General features: G+C 61.0%; 13 protein-coding genes. 7 read left to right on the top strand and 6 right to left on the bottom strand.

Features of this window, described 5'->3' with window-relative positions:
- The 5 genes from LC094_RS13420 to LC094_RS13400 all read right to left on the bottom strand — a co-directional run.
- A partial coding sequence (locus LC094_RS13420) for a dihydrolipoyl dehydrogenase (RefSeq protein ID WP_226553297.1) occupies positions 1–920 on the bottom strand: 920 nt, incomplete at its 3' end.
- A gap of 150 nt (positions 921–1070) precedes the next feature.
- A complete protein-coding gene (locus tag LC094_RS13415) occupies positions 1071–1661 on the bottom strand; it encodes a DUF924 family protein (protein ID WP_226553296.1) in 591 nt (196 codons plus the stop codon).
- A 116-nt stretch (positions 1662–1777) separates the two neighbouring features.
- Positions 1778–3067 carry an MFS transporter gene (locus tag LC094_RS13410; protein ID WP_226553295.1) on the bottom strand — a complete coding sequence of 430 codons (1290 nt, stop codon included), beginning with the start codon at positions 3065–3067 and terminating at the stop codon, positions 1778–1780.
- Between the two features lie 147 nt (positions 3068–3214).
- A complete protein-coding gene (queA, locus tag LC094_RS13405) occupies positions 3215–4276 on the bottom strand; it encodes a tRNA preQ1(34) S-adenosylmethionine ribosyltransferase-isomerase QueA (RefSeq protein WP_226553294.1) in 1062 nt (353 codons plus the stop codon).
- A 19-nt stretch (positions 4277–4295) separates the two neighbouring features.
- Positions 4296–7661, bottom strand: a complete 3366-nt coding sequence (locus tag LC094_RS13400; RefSeq protein WP_226553293.1) for a DUF3971 domain-containing protein — start codon at positions 7659–7661, stop codon at positions 4296–4298.
- Positions 7662–7784: 123 nt separating this feature from the next.
- Between LC094_RS13400 and bcp the strand changes: the two genes are divergently transcribed.
- The 7 genes from bcp (at position 7785) to LC094_RS13365 (ending at position 13221) form a co-directional block, all read left to right on the top strand.
- Entirely contained in the window at positions 7785–8243 is a 459-nt protein-coding gene (bcp, locus tag LC094_RS13395; RefSeq protein WP_226553292.1) for a thioredoxin-dependent thiol peroxidase, read from the top strand.
- Positions 8240–9067 carry a ferritin-like domain-containing protein gene (locus LC094_RS13390; protein ID WP_226553291.1) on the top strand — a complete coding sequence of 276 codons (828 nt, stop codon included), beginning with the start codon at positions 8240–8242 and terminating at the stop codon, positions 9065–9067. The genes bcp and LC094_RS13390 overlap by 4 nt, the downstream gene beginning before the upstream one ends.
- Positions 9068–9435: 368 nt before the next feature.
- Positions 9436–10740: a M23 family metallopeptidase gene (locus LC094_RS13385; protein ID WP_226553290.1), complete on the top strand. Its 1305-nt coding sequence runs from the start codon at positions 9436–9438 to the stop codon at positions 10738–10740.
- Positions 10730–11275, top strand: coding sequence for a bactofilin family protein (locus LC094_RS13380; RefSeq protein WP_226553289.1), 546 nt, complete (start codon positions 10730–10732; stop codon positions 11273–11275). The genes LC094_RS13385 and LC094_RS13380 overlap by 11 nt, the downstream gene beginning before the upstream one ends.
- 78 nt (positions 11276–11353) lie before the next feature.
- The gene (locus LC094_RS13375; RefSeq protein ID WP_226553288.1) at positions 11354–11749 is read left to right on the top strand and encodes a hypothetical protein; all 396 of its coding nucleotides are present in this window, start codon (positions 11354–11356) and stop codon (positions 11747–11749) included.
- 50 nt (positions 11750–11799) lie between these two features.
- Complete coding sequence (locus LC094_RS13370) at positions 11800–12300, top strand: hypothetical protein (protein ID WP_226553287.1); 501 nt, start codon at positions 11800–11802, stop codon at positions 12298–12300.
- A gap of 6 nt (positions 12301–12306) precedes the next feature.
- Positions 12307–13221 (top strand): DMT family transporter, encoded by a 915-nt coding sequence (locus tag LC094_RS13365; RefSeq protein WP_226553286.1) that lies wholly within the window; start codon positions 12307–12309, stop codon positions 13219–13221.
- Here LC094_RS13365 and LC094_RS13360 read toward each other — a convergent pair.
- Positions 13214–13981, bottom strand: coding sequence for a DUF2189 domain-containing protein (locus LC094_RS13360; protein WP_226553285.1), 768 nt, complete (start codon positions 13979–13981; stop codon positions 13214–13216). The genes LC094_RS13365 and LC094_RS13360 overlap by 8 nt on opposite strands.
- Positions 13982–14033: the final 52 nt, after the last annotated feature.

Below are 14033 nucleotides of genomic sequence, written 5' to 3'. Positions count from 1 at the left end.
GCGAACAATCCGTCGACGCCCGTGCGGCAGAATTCGTCCGTCACGACATGCGTCCGGTCGATTTTCACGCCCGCCTCCTCGAGGCCCAGCCCCTCGACATTGCCGACGATACCGACCGCCGAAATCACCGTGTCGAACTCTTCGGTGGTGACTTTGCCGTCCGCTTCAAAATGCGCCGTCACCTTGCCTTTAGCGCGGTCGAGTTTCTTCACGGTCGTCTTTTGCAGGATCTTCATCCCCTGCTTTTCGAACTGTTTTTTGGCGAAGGCAGAGATGTCTTTGTCTTCGACTGGCAGCACGCGATCCATCACCTCGACGACCGTCGTGTCGGCGCCCAACGTGTTGTAAAAGCTCGCGAATTCAATGCCGATAGCGCCCGATCCGATGACCAAAAGCTTCTTCGGCATCCGCGTCGGCACCAAAGCATGGCGGTAGGTCCAAACGAGATCGCCGTCGGCCTCCAGCCCCGGCAGCTCACGCGCCCGCGCGCCCGTGGCGACGATGATGTTTTTGGCGGTCAAAGTCTCGGTGCCCTTGTCGGTTTTGACCGCGACCTTGCCTTTGCCCGCGAGCTTGGCCTCGCCCATGATCGCGGTGATTTTGTTCTTTTTAAACAATCCCTTGATCCCGCCATTCATCTGCGCCGCGACCCCGCGCGAGCGCTTGACGATGGCGTCGAGATCAAACCCGATGTCGCCCGCCGAGAGGCCGAATTCCTTGGCGCGGTGCATCTGGTGATAGACCTCCGCCGAGCGCAACAGCGCCTTCGTCGGAATACAGCCCCAGTTCAGACAAATCCCGCCCAGATTCTCGCGCTCGACACAGGCGACCTTAAGCCCCAACTGCGCCGCACGAATGGCGGCCACATAGCCACCGGGGCCTGCGCCGATCACGATGAGGTCGAAAGATGTGTCAGACATGGTGGGTCCTCCCGAAACCAGAAATTAGTTTGACACTAAACTATCTGGAAAAACGGAGCAATGAAGCTCTACACATTCCACATGAAATGCTGCATCCCGCCCAATGCATAGCTCGGACGGGATGCGCATAGCTTAGATTATGTGAAAAAGTCAGGCCGCGATGGGTTGAAGCCCGCGCAAAATCTCCGCGTAGCCACCTTCGGCGAGGAACCGCGCCTCGCTTTGCGTCGTGGCCCGTGCCAGTGCCGCATTGCGATAGGGGAAACGCCCGAACATGCGAATGACCTCGCGATGCGCCTTGGCGTGCAAAAGATTGCTCTCTTCGCCTTTCAACCGTTCACAGATCAGCCGCACGCAGCGTTCCTGATCGGAGAGGTTTTCGCTGTGCATCATCGGCAGGTAAAAGAACTGGCGCGCGGGCGCATCGATCCGCATGTCCCAGCCCTTGTCCACTGCCGCTTTCGCTGCGGCCAGAGACATCGCGTCGGAGGCAAAGGCCTTGGCCTCGCCGCGGAACATGTTGCGCGGCATTTGGTCGTTGAGGATGATGTAGGCCAAAGCGCCCGACGGGTACGTGAGCCAAAGCGAATAGGCCCCCTCCTGCGCCTTCTGCCAGGTCGGCAGAAACGCGTCACGAATCCGCTGATCGAGCGCCTCATCGGCCACATACCATTGCGACGGATCCAGCTCATCAAGCCAAAAGGCCAAAATGTCCTCGGGGGTTTTCTCAGCGCTGTGCATGTGTCGTCGCTCCTGGGGCAAAACTTTACAGAAGCGTTACAAAGCCCAAGGTGCGGCACAAGTTAATTATCGCTAACACCGCGTCACTTTTCCTATTGTTGCGCATTTACAGCATTTCACGCACGATCCTCCACCTGAGCCTCGGCCTCTTGATGGGCCTCGGCCTCCTCCGCCATGTCGTTCATGTCGTTGGCGACCTCCTGCGCGAGCTCGGCCACCACCGTGGTCGTCGAGGGCATCACCGCCACATAGGAGGATGTGTCCTCCACCGCCGCGCGCCGCGTCATCCGCCAAAGCGCATAAAGCGCGATGCCACCCAAGAGAAAAATCTGGAACACCCAATAGCCCTGCGGCCCGAAGCCCGTCATCATGTAACCGGCAATCAAAGGACCGCCGACGGCACCGACGCCATTGATGAAAATCAGCCCCCCCGAGGAGGCGGCCATGTCTTCGGGTTCGAGATAGTCATTGGTGTGGGCGATGAGCAGCGAATACAGCGGGGTGGCCATGCCCCCGGCAATAAAGCCCGCTGCGAGCACGAAGACATAGCTCTGCGCGAAAATCGCCCCTAGAATACAGGCGAAAGCGCCGACACCTGCGGCACCGAAAATCACTTTGCGGCGGTCGGAGCGGTCCGAAATCCAGCCGATCGGCAGCTGAAAGAACAGCGCCCCCATATAGATTGCCGCCACGAAAGCGGAGATTTGGCCAAGCGTGAAGCCAGCCTGCCCGCCGTACACCGCAGCCATAGCCATTTGCGAGGCAAAGACGCCGCCCATCAAGAACATGCCGATGCAGCCCAGAGGCGAAATGCGGAACAACTCGACGAGAGAGAGCGGTTTCGAAGTCTCAAACGCAGGGGTTGGCGAGATCGACAAAAGGATCGGCGCGAAGGAGATCGACACGAGAACGGAGGGGATGATGAAGAGCACAAAGCCCGAAGGATCACCCTTGGCCAGAATCCACTGCGCGGCGATGATGCCCACAGTTTGCACCAGCATATAGGCAGAAAGCACCTTGCCGCGCTGTTCGTTGGTGGTGGAATTGTTGAGCCAGCTTTCCGCCGTCACGTAAACGCCCGAGAAACAGAACCCCAAAACCACCCGCAGCGCGGTCCAGACCCAGGGGTTCGCCACCACCGGAAACAGGATGAGCGCCGCCGAAATGAAAGAGGCCAGCGCGGCAAAGACCCGCACATGGCCGACGCGCCGAATGAGACGCGGCGCGACCTGAGAGCCGCCGAGGAAGCCCGCGAAATAGGCCGACATGACCATGGAAATCTCGAAGGTGGAGAACCCTTCAGCCACGCCGCGCACACCCAAAAGCGTGCCCTGCAGGCCGTTGCCAATCATCAGAAGCATGATCCCCAAAAGGAGGGGCGCGGAGGAAGAGATCACTTTATTCATGGCGGGACCCTAGGAGATTCGGGTTGAGAGGGAAAGCAGACTGCCGCGCAGAACCACCATTGCCCCGCGCCTTTTACACCGCACATCTTACCCGGATGTTAAGGTTAACGCGCTAGACGTACCGCCATATGCCGCAGATTTCAGACCTCACTCCGCATGCGGCAACAACAAAGACGCATCGCCATAGGAGAAAAACCGATAGCCCTCCGCCACGGCATGATCATAGACCGCCCGCATCCGCTCACGCCCCATGAGCGCGGAGACCAGCATCAACAACGTGCTTTTCGGCAAGTGGAAATTGGTCATAAGCGCATCGGCCACACGGAAGTCATAGCCCGGCTTGATGAAAATATCGGTCTCCCCCAGGAAGGGCGCAATCACACCCGGCGCGGGCGCGGCACTTTCAATGAGGCGCAGCGCCGTGGTGCCGACCGGGATCACCCGCCCGCCCTTTTGTTTCGTGGTGTTGATCTCGAGGGCCGCGCCCTCGGACACCTCGCCCCACTCCGAATGCATCTTATGGTCAGACACATCGTCGACCTTCACCGGCAGGAACGTCCCCGCGCCGACATGCAACGTCACATAGGTGAACTCGACGCCCTTTTCCGCGAGCGCCTTCAACAGCGGCTCATCGAAATGCAATGACGCCGTGGGGGCGGCCACCGCGCCCATGTTGCGCGCCCAGACGGTTTGGTAGTCTTCCTTATCCTGCGCGTCGGCCTTGCGTTTGGCCTCGATATAAGGCGGCAAGGGCATGGACCCGGCCTCCGCCAGCGCCTTGTCGAAATCCTCGCCCGAGAGGTTGAACGCGACCACGGCCTCGCCGTCTTCTTTCGCAATCAGGGTGGCGGAGAGATCATCGGAGAACCGCACCTCCTCGCCTTCCTTGATCTTTTTCAAGGGCTTGATCAGCGCCCGCCACTGCCCTGCCTCGGCCTGTGGCTCCAAAAGCGTGACCTCGATCTTCGCCTCCTGATAGCCCTGCGCCGTGTCACGGCCACGCTTGCCCGTGAGCCGCGCGGGCAGCACTTTCGTGTCATTCAAAACCAACCGGTCGCCGGGCTGAAACCAGTCCAAGAGATCGGTGACATGCCCGTCCACAATCCGCGAAGGCGTCGCCACCAAGAGCCGCGCCGACGAGCGCGGTTTGGCCGGACGCGTGGCAATCAGCGCCTCGGGCAGGTCGAAATCGAAGTCGGAAAGTTTCATATGTGCCTCAGATTTGGTTTCACTGATCGCCCGCCGGTGCCTTGCGGAAAATATTGCGCAACGCCCCCGGCGTGAGCAGAGACAGCGGATTGACGCCCACGGAGGGGGATTTGGCCGCGCCCGTCAACGTGTAGGTGAAGCCGAACAACCCCTCGCCCTTGCGCGACACGATCTGGCCCAGCGCGTTGACGAAATAGATCGGCGAGACCACACCCTGCATGTCCACGGTCTTGGCCGCGGTGTCATAAAGCCCTTCGATGGTGATGCCAAGGGACGGCCCCTCGGCCGTTGCCCCTTTGACAGTCAACCGCCCGGGCCGCAGGGTGAAATCGCTTTGCGTATGGGTAAAGAGAATCCCGCCGCCCCCGGTCATTTGTTCGATCAGACCGACCACGGAAATCGCCGACAAAAGCTCGGCCAAAGAGGGTGCGGATTGCACGCGGATGTCGTCGATGGTGACCCGCCCATCAAAACTACCCTCTTCCGGCAAGGCGGTCAGCCCGAGATTCAACACCCCACCCGAGGCGCGTTCCAGCACGCCGGTGGCGGAGACCACAGCGCCCGCGTCCTGCGAGGTGGCGGTGATGGTCGGGCCATGCACGCCGGGACGGATCGTGCCGGTCAGGGCGCCCGTGCCATTCAGCCGTCCACTGAACGACCCGGTGACGCCCGCCCCCGAGGACAACCGCGCGGAAAAGCCATGGAGCGCCAGCCCCTCGCTGAGGGTCAGCCGATCGAGTTGCACCTCGATGGGCACGGGTCCTGTGGTGCCGCCACCGCCCGAGCCGCCAAATGTCGCCCGCGCCAGATTGAGCCGCCCGCCGGTGATCTCGACTTTCACGGGTTTGCCCGCCCCCTGCCCCACGATGGACAGCGGCGCATCGAACCAATCGCCCAAAGTGACACGGCCAAAGCTCAGCCGTTCGAATTGCCCGCCCGGCGCAATCTCCACCCGCCCCTCACGCGCCGAAAGCCCCGCGCCGGACAGCTCAAATGTGGTGATCTCAGGCTGCGGCCCTGCCGTGCCTTTGAGCACCAATTGCCCACGGGTGCCCGCCGGTTTGCCATAGCCCACCGGCGCGAACGACAGGCGCAGGCCGGAGAGATCGGAGGTGACTTCGAACGCGGGCGGCTGGCCTTTTCTGAGCGCCACAGACAGAGCGCCCTCGGTCTCGCCCGCGATCATGCCCTTGGGCAGCGCAATGTTGAACGTGTCCAAAAGCGCCTGATTGATCCGCGCCTGACCGACCATGTCGGAGCGGCCTTTGTGATCGGGGCCGAAATTCTTGCGCCACTGGCCGGACATCTGCGCCGTGCCGATCCGGGCCGCCCCCGCAATCGACAGGCCCGAAGGATCCATGGTCAGCGCCAGCCGATCCGCACTCAGCACCTGCCCCGGCATCAATTGATCGGTCGAAACCTCCGTCAGAGTGCCGTTCAACAGGAAATTCACGTCCTCGAACATCACCTTCTTGATCAGTGGAAAGCCGATCTGACCGGTAAGTGCCGCCTGCCCTTCGGCCACATCCGGGCCAAAGGTGGACTCGCGCAGCGCATTGAAGGGCGGTCCAGCGACCAGCGCCAGCCCGGCCTCGACCGAGGATTGCGTTTTCAACCCGATCTCAAGTCGCGCAGGTTTCACGAAAATATCCGGGATGCGCAGCACCGTGCCCGCAACCTCCACCGGCCCGCCAGAAGGCGCCTCGATGGTGCCGCCGTTCATGGTGATGGTCATGGCCGAACCAAAGAGCGCACCGTAGCCATGCCCCTCGGACACAGGCGGCAACGCGGCCATGTAGCGCATGTCGAGACCCTCGAAATCCCAATCCATGGCAAGCGTCGGCTGGCTCAGTCCCGGCGCAAACCGCAGCGCCAGATCGAGATCGCGGTAGGTCGCGTCAAAGATATTCTCCGCCATCCAGCTTCGCGTGTTGGTGGCGGCAGCGGGCGGCCAGAGCGCCATCAGCTCGGCCTGTGTCATCTCATCGACCGACAGATCGAGCGCGGCGGACCAGCCGTCTGGCCCCGCCTCGGCGCGCCCCTTGCCGCGCAGCCAAAGATCGCCCTGCGCCAGGTCGATCTGGCCGAAATCGAGCACAAATGGATCGAGCCTCAGCTTGGCCGTGATCAGCGCCTGATCGAACACCAGCGGCTCCGGGAACAGCCCCTCGGGGGCCACGCGCAGCTCCGAAATGCGCCACTGCCCGGTGAAACTCTGCGGCCAGCTGCCCTCGAAATCCCGAAGCAACACTTGGCCCTGACTGGTGATGTCGAGCGCGTCGGTCGCGAGCCGCAGTTCGGGAAAGAGGATGCGTTTGCCAACAGGGTCGTAGTCGAAATACCCCTTGGCACCTTCGAAATCGAGCGGTTCGGCCCCCTCGGCGGCAACGATCTGGCCGGCCTCGATCTCGAGCGAACCGGTGTATTGCGCCAATTGCCCGTCCGGCCCGATCTCGGCGCGCATCGCCGCCGAAATCGGCGCATCCACGACGGAGAGAAACGAAAGCGTCGGGCTTTGCAGCGCGAAATCGCGTGCGGGCGCATTGTCCATATTGAGCGAGATCGACGAGGCCAGTGAGCCCTTCTTCGAGCCAAAACCAAGCTCGATTTTCGCCAAGTCTTCGGTGCCATTGAAAATCTCGAAATTCATCGTGATATCAATGTCCTGATCCGTATTGACCAGGGTCACGCCCGCATCCGTCGCCTGCCAGATCCGGCCAGACCGCGCGTCTTCCAAGGACACGGTCAACTCGCGCGCCTCGATCCGGGAAATGCCAGAGAGCGGATCGGTGGAAAAGGCGCGATCGATGGCCTCAAGCACTTCGACCCCAGACCCCGTCACCCGCTGCGTGCCGCCGAAATCCAGCGCGAAAGCGCCGTCCTGACTGCGCCGCACGGTGATCTGCGCCCCCGACAGTCTGAGCGTATCGGGGCGAAGCTGGCGGGCTTTGAGCGCCTCTTTCGACAGCACCGCGCGCAGCTCATTGAGCCGGGCAATCTCGGCGCCGGTGCCGTCGATCAGACCCACGTTGCGCGCCGTGACACGCGGCACGAAATGGCTGTCGACAATGGCGATGATCTCGCCGATGGAGACCTCGGGGCCATTGAGTTCGCTGTTGATCTTGCGCTCGATCCGACTGGTGATCGCCTCGGGAAAGGTGATCTCGCGCCCGGTGATGGCCAGCACCGCAAGGGCCGCGAAAATCACCAACGCCATGAGAAACGCCAGCGTCCAGAACCCGATGATGTGATGAGTCGGGCGCTTCTTGCGCTCCGGTCCGGGCACAGGTTTGACCTCCGATTCCGGCACAGAGACCTGCTCCGCAGCGGCCTCCGGGGCCTCTTCGGTCACATCACCTTTGTCCTGTGAGATCGGCTCACGCATGCGTCTGCTCTCGGTATCCTCTTTGACGGGATCGGTTTCATCTTGTCGCAAAGCGGCCTAAAACGAAACCGAAAGCCTCTGCAACGCGTAAAGCACTATGTCAGCAGATATGAGGAGACAAATATGCTTGATCTTGGCACGACAGCCCCCGACTTTACCCTGCCCCGCGACGGCGGCAGCGATGTGACGCTCTCCGATCTCAAAGGTCAAAAGGTGGTTCTCTATTTCTATCCGAAAGACAACACCCCCGGCTGCACCACCGAGGCGCTGGATTTCACCGCGCTGAAATCCGAGTTCGAGGCGGCGGGTGTCGCGGTCTTTGGCATTTCGAAGGACTCGGTCAAAAAGCACGACAATTTCTGCGCCAAGCATTCTTTGGGCATCCCGCTTTTGTCCGATGAGAACGGCACGGTCTGTGAGGACTACGGCGTTTGGGCGGAGAAAAACATGTATGGCAAGACCTTTTGGGGCATTGTGCGCGCGACCTATCTCATTGATGAAGAAGGCAAAGTTGCACATATCTGGCCAAAGGTGAAAGTCGCGGGCCACGCGAGCGAGGTGCTTGAAGCCGCAAAAGCATGAGCCTTACTCTGGCTGAAATGGCCGAGGCGGTGCTGCGCACCGCCGACGGTCGTGAAAAGACCGCCCTGTCGCATAAATACGCCGCACTTTGGCGTGAAAGCCGCGCGGGAGGAACACCGATTCCGCTCGGCACGGCCAATCCGCCGATGCAACCCGCACGGCCTGCGCGTCCGGAGCTTTTGAACCCGCGCGATGTGCCGAAGCGCAAACCCGGAAGCCCCGAAGGCCGCAAGGCGATCCTGCATGCCATTGCACATATCGAACTGAATGCGGTGGATTTGCACTGGGATATCGTCGCGCGCTTTACACATATCGACATGCCGCTCGGGTTCTACGACGATTGGGTGAAATCGGCGGATGAGGAAAGCAAGCATTTCAATCTGGTCTGTGACCGGTTGGAGGCGATGGGGTCTTTCTACGGCGACATGCCCGCACATGCCGGGATGTGGCGCGCCGCCGAGGACACGGCGGAGGACATCATGGGGCGGCTTGCGGTCGTGCCGATGGTTCTCGAGGCGCGAGGACTCGACGTGACGCCGGGCATGATCAAGATTTTCCAGAACGCCAAGGACCCCGAGACAGTCGCCGCGCTCGACGTGATCTACGCTGAAGAGGTCGGCCATGTCGCCTATGGTGCGAAATGGTTCAACTTTCTCTGCGGGCGACAGGGCATTGATCCGAAAGAGGAATTCCACGCCCTCGTGCGCCGTTATTTCCCGGGTGGCACCAAAGCGCCCTTCAACGAGGAAAAACGTGCCGAAGCGGGCATGCCGCCGGATTTCTACTGGCCTCTGGCTGAGGAATTGCCGCCTGCCTGGAGCTGAAAGCCCGCCCCCGCTCTGGCCGCCATGCTGCATCGGGTGTTGCGACGGGCGGTCGCAGTCGGGCGGGACGGACACAGCCCGCGAGCGCCAACATAGGCGAGAAACCGCCAACAATTTGTCATTTCCCGCTGATCTCCCGCGCATCAGCCAAACAAAAGGGCAAAAACGTTGCCCCATGGGGAAAGCTTCGCTAACAGAAGTGCAACCGCTTGCAGGAAGGGTCGAATGTCCGCTTCAGACGGGGATCGACCTACGGGGTAAAGTCAGATCTGCGCAAGCTCTTTGGAGCGGCACAGAGCTATGAGGCTGCAAAGCGGATGAGGGATGGACATTGAGGACGGTTTGGCACGGCCACAACGAACAACACCATGATTTATAAGCTCAACCACATGCTTGAGCGCAGCTTCCCGGAACGCCGGGTGTTTCTGCGTTCGGACAACGATACCCGCTATCTTCGGATCAGCCCGCTGACGCAACTGGTGGCCTTTACCGGCACCACTGTCTTCGCCGGCTGGCTGATCATAGCGACTTCGATCCTGTTGATGGACAGCATCGGGTCCGGCAATCTGCGCGAACAATCCGGGCGCGATCTCGTTCTGTTTGAAAACCGCGTGGCCGAACTGGCCAATGAGCGCGACATGCGCGCCGAAGAGGCCGCCGCCGCGCAGGCTCGGTTCAACACCGCGCTCGAACAGATTTCCGTGATGCAATCGCAATTGCTGGCCTCCGAAGAACGTGTGCGCGAATTGGAAACCGGCGTCGAGGTGGTGCAGGCCAATCTGCGCAAGGCCTTGAAAGCCCGCGACGAAGCCGAGGCCGACAAAGCCCAGCTTGTGGCCCAGATCAACGGCGAGAACGGCGCGCAGAACGGCATGAGCGCGCAGGAAGTCGAGGCCACGGTCGACGTGCTGACCTCCGCTCTTGCCGATACCGCCGCCGAGCGCGACGACATGGTCATTTCCGCCAGCGAAGCCCTGCGGATGGCCGATGCTCTCGAAATTGACCTGCGCCTGATGGAAGAAAAGAACGACCGGATTTTCTCGCAGCTCGAAGACGCTGTGACGATCTCTGTCGCCCCTCTCGACAAGATGTTCAAATCTGCCGGCATGGACCCGGAAAACCTGATCGCGACCGTGAAAAAGGGCTATTCCGGTCAGGGCGGCCCGCTCACGCCGATCACCTTTTCCACCAAGGGCGGCATGGTCGACCCGGATTCGATGCGCGCCAATGCGATCATCGACAAGATGGATCGGCTGAACCTCTACCGCATCGCCGCCCAAAAGGCGCCCTTTGCCCTACCGATCAAAGGTGCCTTCCGCATGACCTCTCCCTACGGCCCGCGCTGGGGTCGGATGCATGAGGGTCAGGACTTTGCCGCCGCCTATGGCACGCCGCTCTATGCCACCGCCGACGGGGTCGTGACATTCGCCGGTTGGCAGTCGGGCTATGGGCGTCTGGTGAAAATCCAGCACGAGTTCGGCATCGAAACCCGCTATGCCCACCAATCGCAAATAATGGTGAAAGTCGGGCAAAGGGTCTCGCGTGGCGAGCAAATCGGTGCTATGGGAAATTCTGGCCGGTCCACCGGCACGCATTTGCACTATGAAGTGCGCGTGGGTGGCAAGGCCGTCAATCCGATGATCTATATTAAGGCTGCCAACGATGTTTTCTAAAAGCAGGATCAACGAACCGGGCCCGAAACAGGGCGAGGACGTGAAGAAACCCGAAGCGGCGGCTGCCAAGCCCGCCATGCCGAAGTCTCCGGCCCCCGATTTCGCCGCCCCTGCGTCGAAGCCGAAACCGCCGGCCTCCGTGCTGTCGTCTGATCTGACCGTGACCGGCAATCTGAAAACCACCGGTGACATCCAGATCGAAGGCACCGTCGAGGGCGACATCCGCGCGCATCTTTTGACCGTGGGCGAGACCGCGATGATCAAAGGCGAAGTGATGGCCGATGACGTGGTCGTCAACGGTCGCATCGTGGGCCGCGTGCGTGGCTTGAAAGTCCGCCTGACCTCGACCGCAAAGGTCGAAGGCGACATCATCCACAAAACCATCGCCATCGAGAGCGGTGCGCATTTCGAAGGCTCCGTGCAACGCGCGGACGATCCGCTGGCCAACGGCTCCAAGCCCGCCGCCTCGGCCTCTGCCGCGCCGCAGACCTCTGCCGCCGTGTCCCAAGCGACCGCGGCCGCCAAAGGCGAATAAGCCTAGCTGGCATCTCAATGCGAAAGGCGGTCCTCGGGGCCGCCTTTTCTCTTTTAAGCTATCGTATTCAGAACCGTCATGCCTTGGATGTTTCTATCCGTTATCTATCTTGTGCTGAGCCTACAGCTCTATTTTGGGTCCCCGCCCTTCTATGAGCAAAAAGTCTCGCAAAAATCCGGCCCTTTCGTCACAAAGACACGTCCCGCCATGCCCCTCTGGGGACTGGTTTCATTCCTGTGTCTTGTCGTCATTCTCTTGGCTGCAAGCTTCGCAAAGCTGCCCTTAGTTCTTTGGTCAGCCCCAGTGATTTCTGCGGCTGGCGGTCTGTCGATCAGACAGGCCATGAAACATCAGGGGCGCGACCGCAGCCTTTGGTTCATCAACCGGCTCTCAGCCCGCTACCCTCTGTGGCTGTTCGATCTCTGGAGCCTGGGCATCACATTTCTCTTCGGTTTGCTCTTTCTTCTCTCTTGAACGCCGCCTCTCCCTCCGCCATCGTGCATCCACATAGCCCCGGAGTTCCCATGCCCGCCGAAGCCCTGCGCCAGCTTGAAAAAGTCAAAAATCTTTATTTGTCGGATTTCCGCATGGGGCGGATGAACGAACGTCGCCTGACGGTGATTTTCGACGAAGGCATCGAGGGCGAGCCGGATCAGATCAAGAGCGGCAATTCGGTGATCGACGATCTTCTGGGCAAGGCCAAGGTGATCGAGGTCCGCCCCGGATCGCGTCGCTTCACGCTGCGGTTCGAGGATTACGTCTCTTTCAAGATCACCGATGAGACATTCTCGAAACCCGAAGACGCCCCGGCGCTGGACGAGAAAACCCCGGCCTCGCTCTTTCGCGAAAACCCCTCCGCCGTGTTCCTGCGTCACGTCAAAGAGTGGACGATCTACGAGGATTACCACGCCGACAAGATGCACCACTACTGCGTCGCCGCACTCAACCATGTGCTCGAAGTCGTCACCACCGTGCCGCCGCTGGTGGAGATGCAGGTGCTGACCGAGGCGGATTTTTCGGAATAACCCCTGATGCCCACGTCTAACCACACCGCCGTGAACGCTGGCAATCTCAAAGGTGCGCTTTTGATGGTGCTGTCCATGGCGCTGTTTTCGCTTGAGGATATGGCGATCAAACAGGCCGCCACGCATTTGCCGGTGGGGCAGATTCTCACGATTTTCGGCCTCATCGGCACCTTGGTCTTTGCCCTGCTGACATTGCGGCGCCGCGAGCGGGTGGTGCATCCGGTGATGGCCGAGCGCGTCATGGTGATCCGCGCGGGGTTCGAGGTGTTAGGCCGGGTGTTCTTCACCCTCTCGCTCGCGCTCACCGCGCTCTCCACCACCTCGGCGATCTTGCAGGCCACGCCCCTCATGGTCGCCGCCGCCGCCGTGGTGATCTTTCGCGAGCCCGTCAGCCTCACTCGCTGGGCGCTCATCGCTCTGGGGTTTATCGGCGTGCTTTTGGTGATCCGTCCGGGCCTCGACGGGTTCTCTCCGCTGTCCATTCTCGCCATTTTGGGCATGATCGGCTTTGCGGGGCGTGACCTCGCCACCCGGGCCGCCTCCCCTGTGCTGTCCTATGCGCAGCTTGGCGTCACAGGCTTTGCCGCGCTGATCCTCTCCGGGCTCTTGCTGTCGATCTGGGACGGCTATTGGATTTGGCCCGATCTCAAGGATCTTGCCTTTGTCGCTTTGGCCTCTGCCGTCGGTGTCGCCGCCTATACGGCGCTCACCATGGCGATGCGGATGGGCGAGCTGTCGGTCGTCACCCCGTTTCGCTACTCGCGGTTGCTGTTTGCGATGATCCTCGGCGCGCTGGTCTTTGGCGAGCGCCCCGATGCGCTTGAGCTGTTGGGCGGCGCGGTGATTGTCGGCGCCGGTGTTCTGTTGATGCTGACCTCACGGGCCTCACGGGCCTCTCGCGGGCGTCGAACTCCTAAGTGAGAACGCGGCGATAAAGATGCCATGTCGCGTGGCCAAAGACCGGCAGTGTCACAAAAAGCCCCAAGAACAGCGGCACCATCGACAATAACGTCACCACGGCGATCAGGCCTGCCCAGACCAGCATGACAAAGAGGTTCTCCCGCACCACCCGCAGCGAGAACAACATGGCGGTGACGAAATCGACCTCCTTGTCCAAGAGATGCGGCAGGGACGTCACCGTCAGCGAAAACAGGATAAAGGCCAGAACGCCTCCGACCACGAGTTCGACCGCGATCATGGTCACCCCGTTTGCGGTCAGGAACACATCATAGGACGAAGACACATTGGTCATCACCGACAGCCCCATGAAAAGCGCGAAAATCATATGGGCGAGGAAGGACCAGAACAGCACATAGATGACGATGATCGCCCCCATCCAGGGGATTTGCCGGTCGCGCTCGGCCATCACCACGCCCAAGATTTTATACCAATCCATCGCCCCGCCCCGGTCGAGTCTGCGCGACACCTCATAGAGGCCGACGGCGGCGAAAGGGGCGAAGAGCGGAAACGCGAGAGAGAAAGCAAAGGTCCAAAGCACGGTGCCCGCGCCGAAGATCACAAAGCCAAGGCCGATCAACACGTAAACGGCGGAGAAAAACCCGCCAAACATCGGCGCGCGTCGGTAATCCCGCCACCCCGCCGCCAAAGCCGCGCGCAAATCCGCAAGGCTCAAACGTGCCACATCGGGCAACGGCGCTGCCGCCGCAGTCATTTCTGTCATAATTCCCTCCCTGCCGGCTTAGGCCGGTCCTTGGGAGAGATTGGATGACAAA

It is taken from the genome of Celeribacter naphthalenivorans (genome assembly GCF_020524585.1).
Lineage (GTDB): Bacteria > Pseudomonadota > Alphaproteobacteria > Rhodobacterales > Rhodobacteraceae > Celeribacter > Celeribacter naphthalenivorans.
This window is presented reverse-complemented; position numbering and strand designations above follow the sequence as displayed.

What these genes read in the sequence shown, in the direction of transcription:
- LC094_RS13365 (WP_226553286.1), top strand. Translation starts at nt 12,307, where the DNA reads ATGCCCACGTCTAACCACACCGCCGTGAACGCTGGCAATCTCAAAGGT.
- LC094_RS13370 (WP_226553287.1), top strand. Translation starts at nt 11,800, where the DNA reads ATGCCCGCCGAAGCCCTGCGCCAGCTTGAAAAAGTCAAAAATCTTTAT.
- LC094_RS13400 (WP_226553293.1), bottom strand. Translation starts at nt 7,661, where the DNA reads ATGCGTGAGCCGATCTCACAGGACAAAGGTGATGTGACCGAAGAGGCC.
- LC094_RS13360 (WP_226553285.1), bottom strand. Translation starts at nt 13,981, where the DNA reads ATGACAGAAATGACTGCGGCGGCAGCGCCGTTGCCCGATGTGGCACGT.
- LC094_RS13415 (WP_226553296.1), bottom strand. Translation starts at nt 1,661, where the DNA reads ATGCACAGCGCTGAGAAAACCCCCGAGGACATTTTGGCCTTTTGGCTT.
- LC094_RS13390 (WP_226553291.1), top strand. Translation starts at nt 8,240, where the DNA reads ATGAGCCTTACTCTGGCTGAAATGGCCGAGGCGGTGCTGCGCACCGCC.
- queA (WP_226553294.1), bottom strand. Translation starts at nt 4,276, where the DNA reads ATGAAACTTTCCGACTTCGATTTCGACCTGCCCGAGGCGCTGATTGCC.
- LC094_RS13375 (WP_226553288.1), top strand. Translation starts at nt 11,354, where the DNA reads ATGCCTTGGATGTTTCTATCCGTTATCTATCTTGTGCTGAGCCTACAG.
- bcp (WP_226553292.1), top strand. Translation starts at nt 7,785, where the DNA reads ATGCTTGATCTTGGCACGACAGCCCCCGACTTTACCCTGCCCCGCGAC.
- LC094_RS13410 (WP_226553295.1), bottom strand. Translation starts at nt 3,067, where the DNA reads ATGAATAAAGTGATCTCTTCCTCCGCGCCCCTCCTTTTGGGGATCATG.
- LC094_RS13385 (WP_226553290.1), top strand. Translation starts at nt 9,436, where the DNA reads ATGATTTATAAGCTCAACCACATGCTTGAGCGCAGCTTCCCGGAACGC.
- LC094_RS13380 (WP_226553289.1), top strand. Translation starts at nt 10,730, where the DNA reads ATGTTTTCTAAAAGCAGGATCAACGAACCGGGCCCGAAACAGGGCGAG.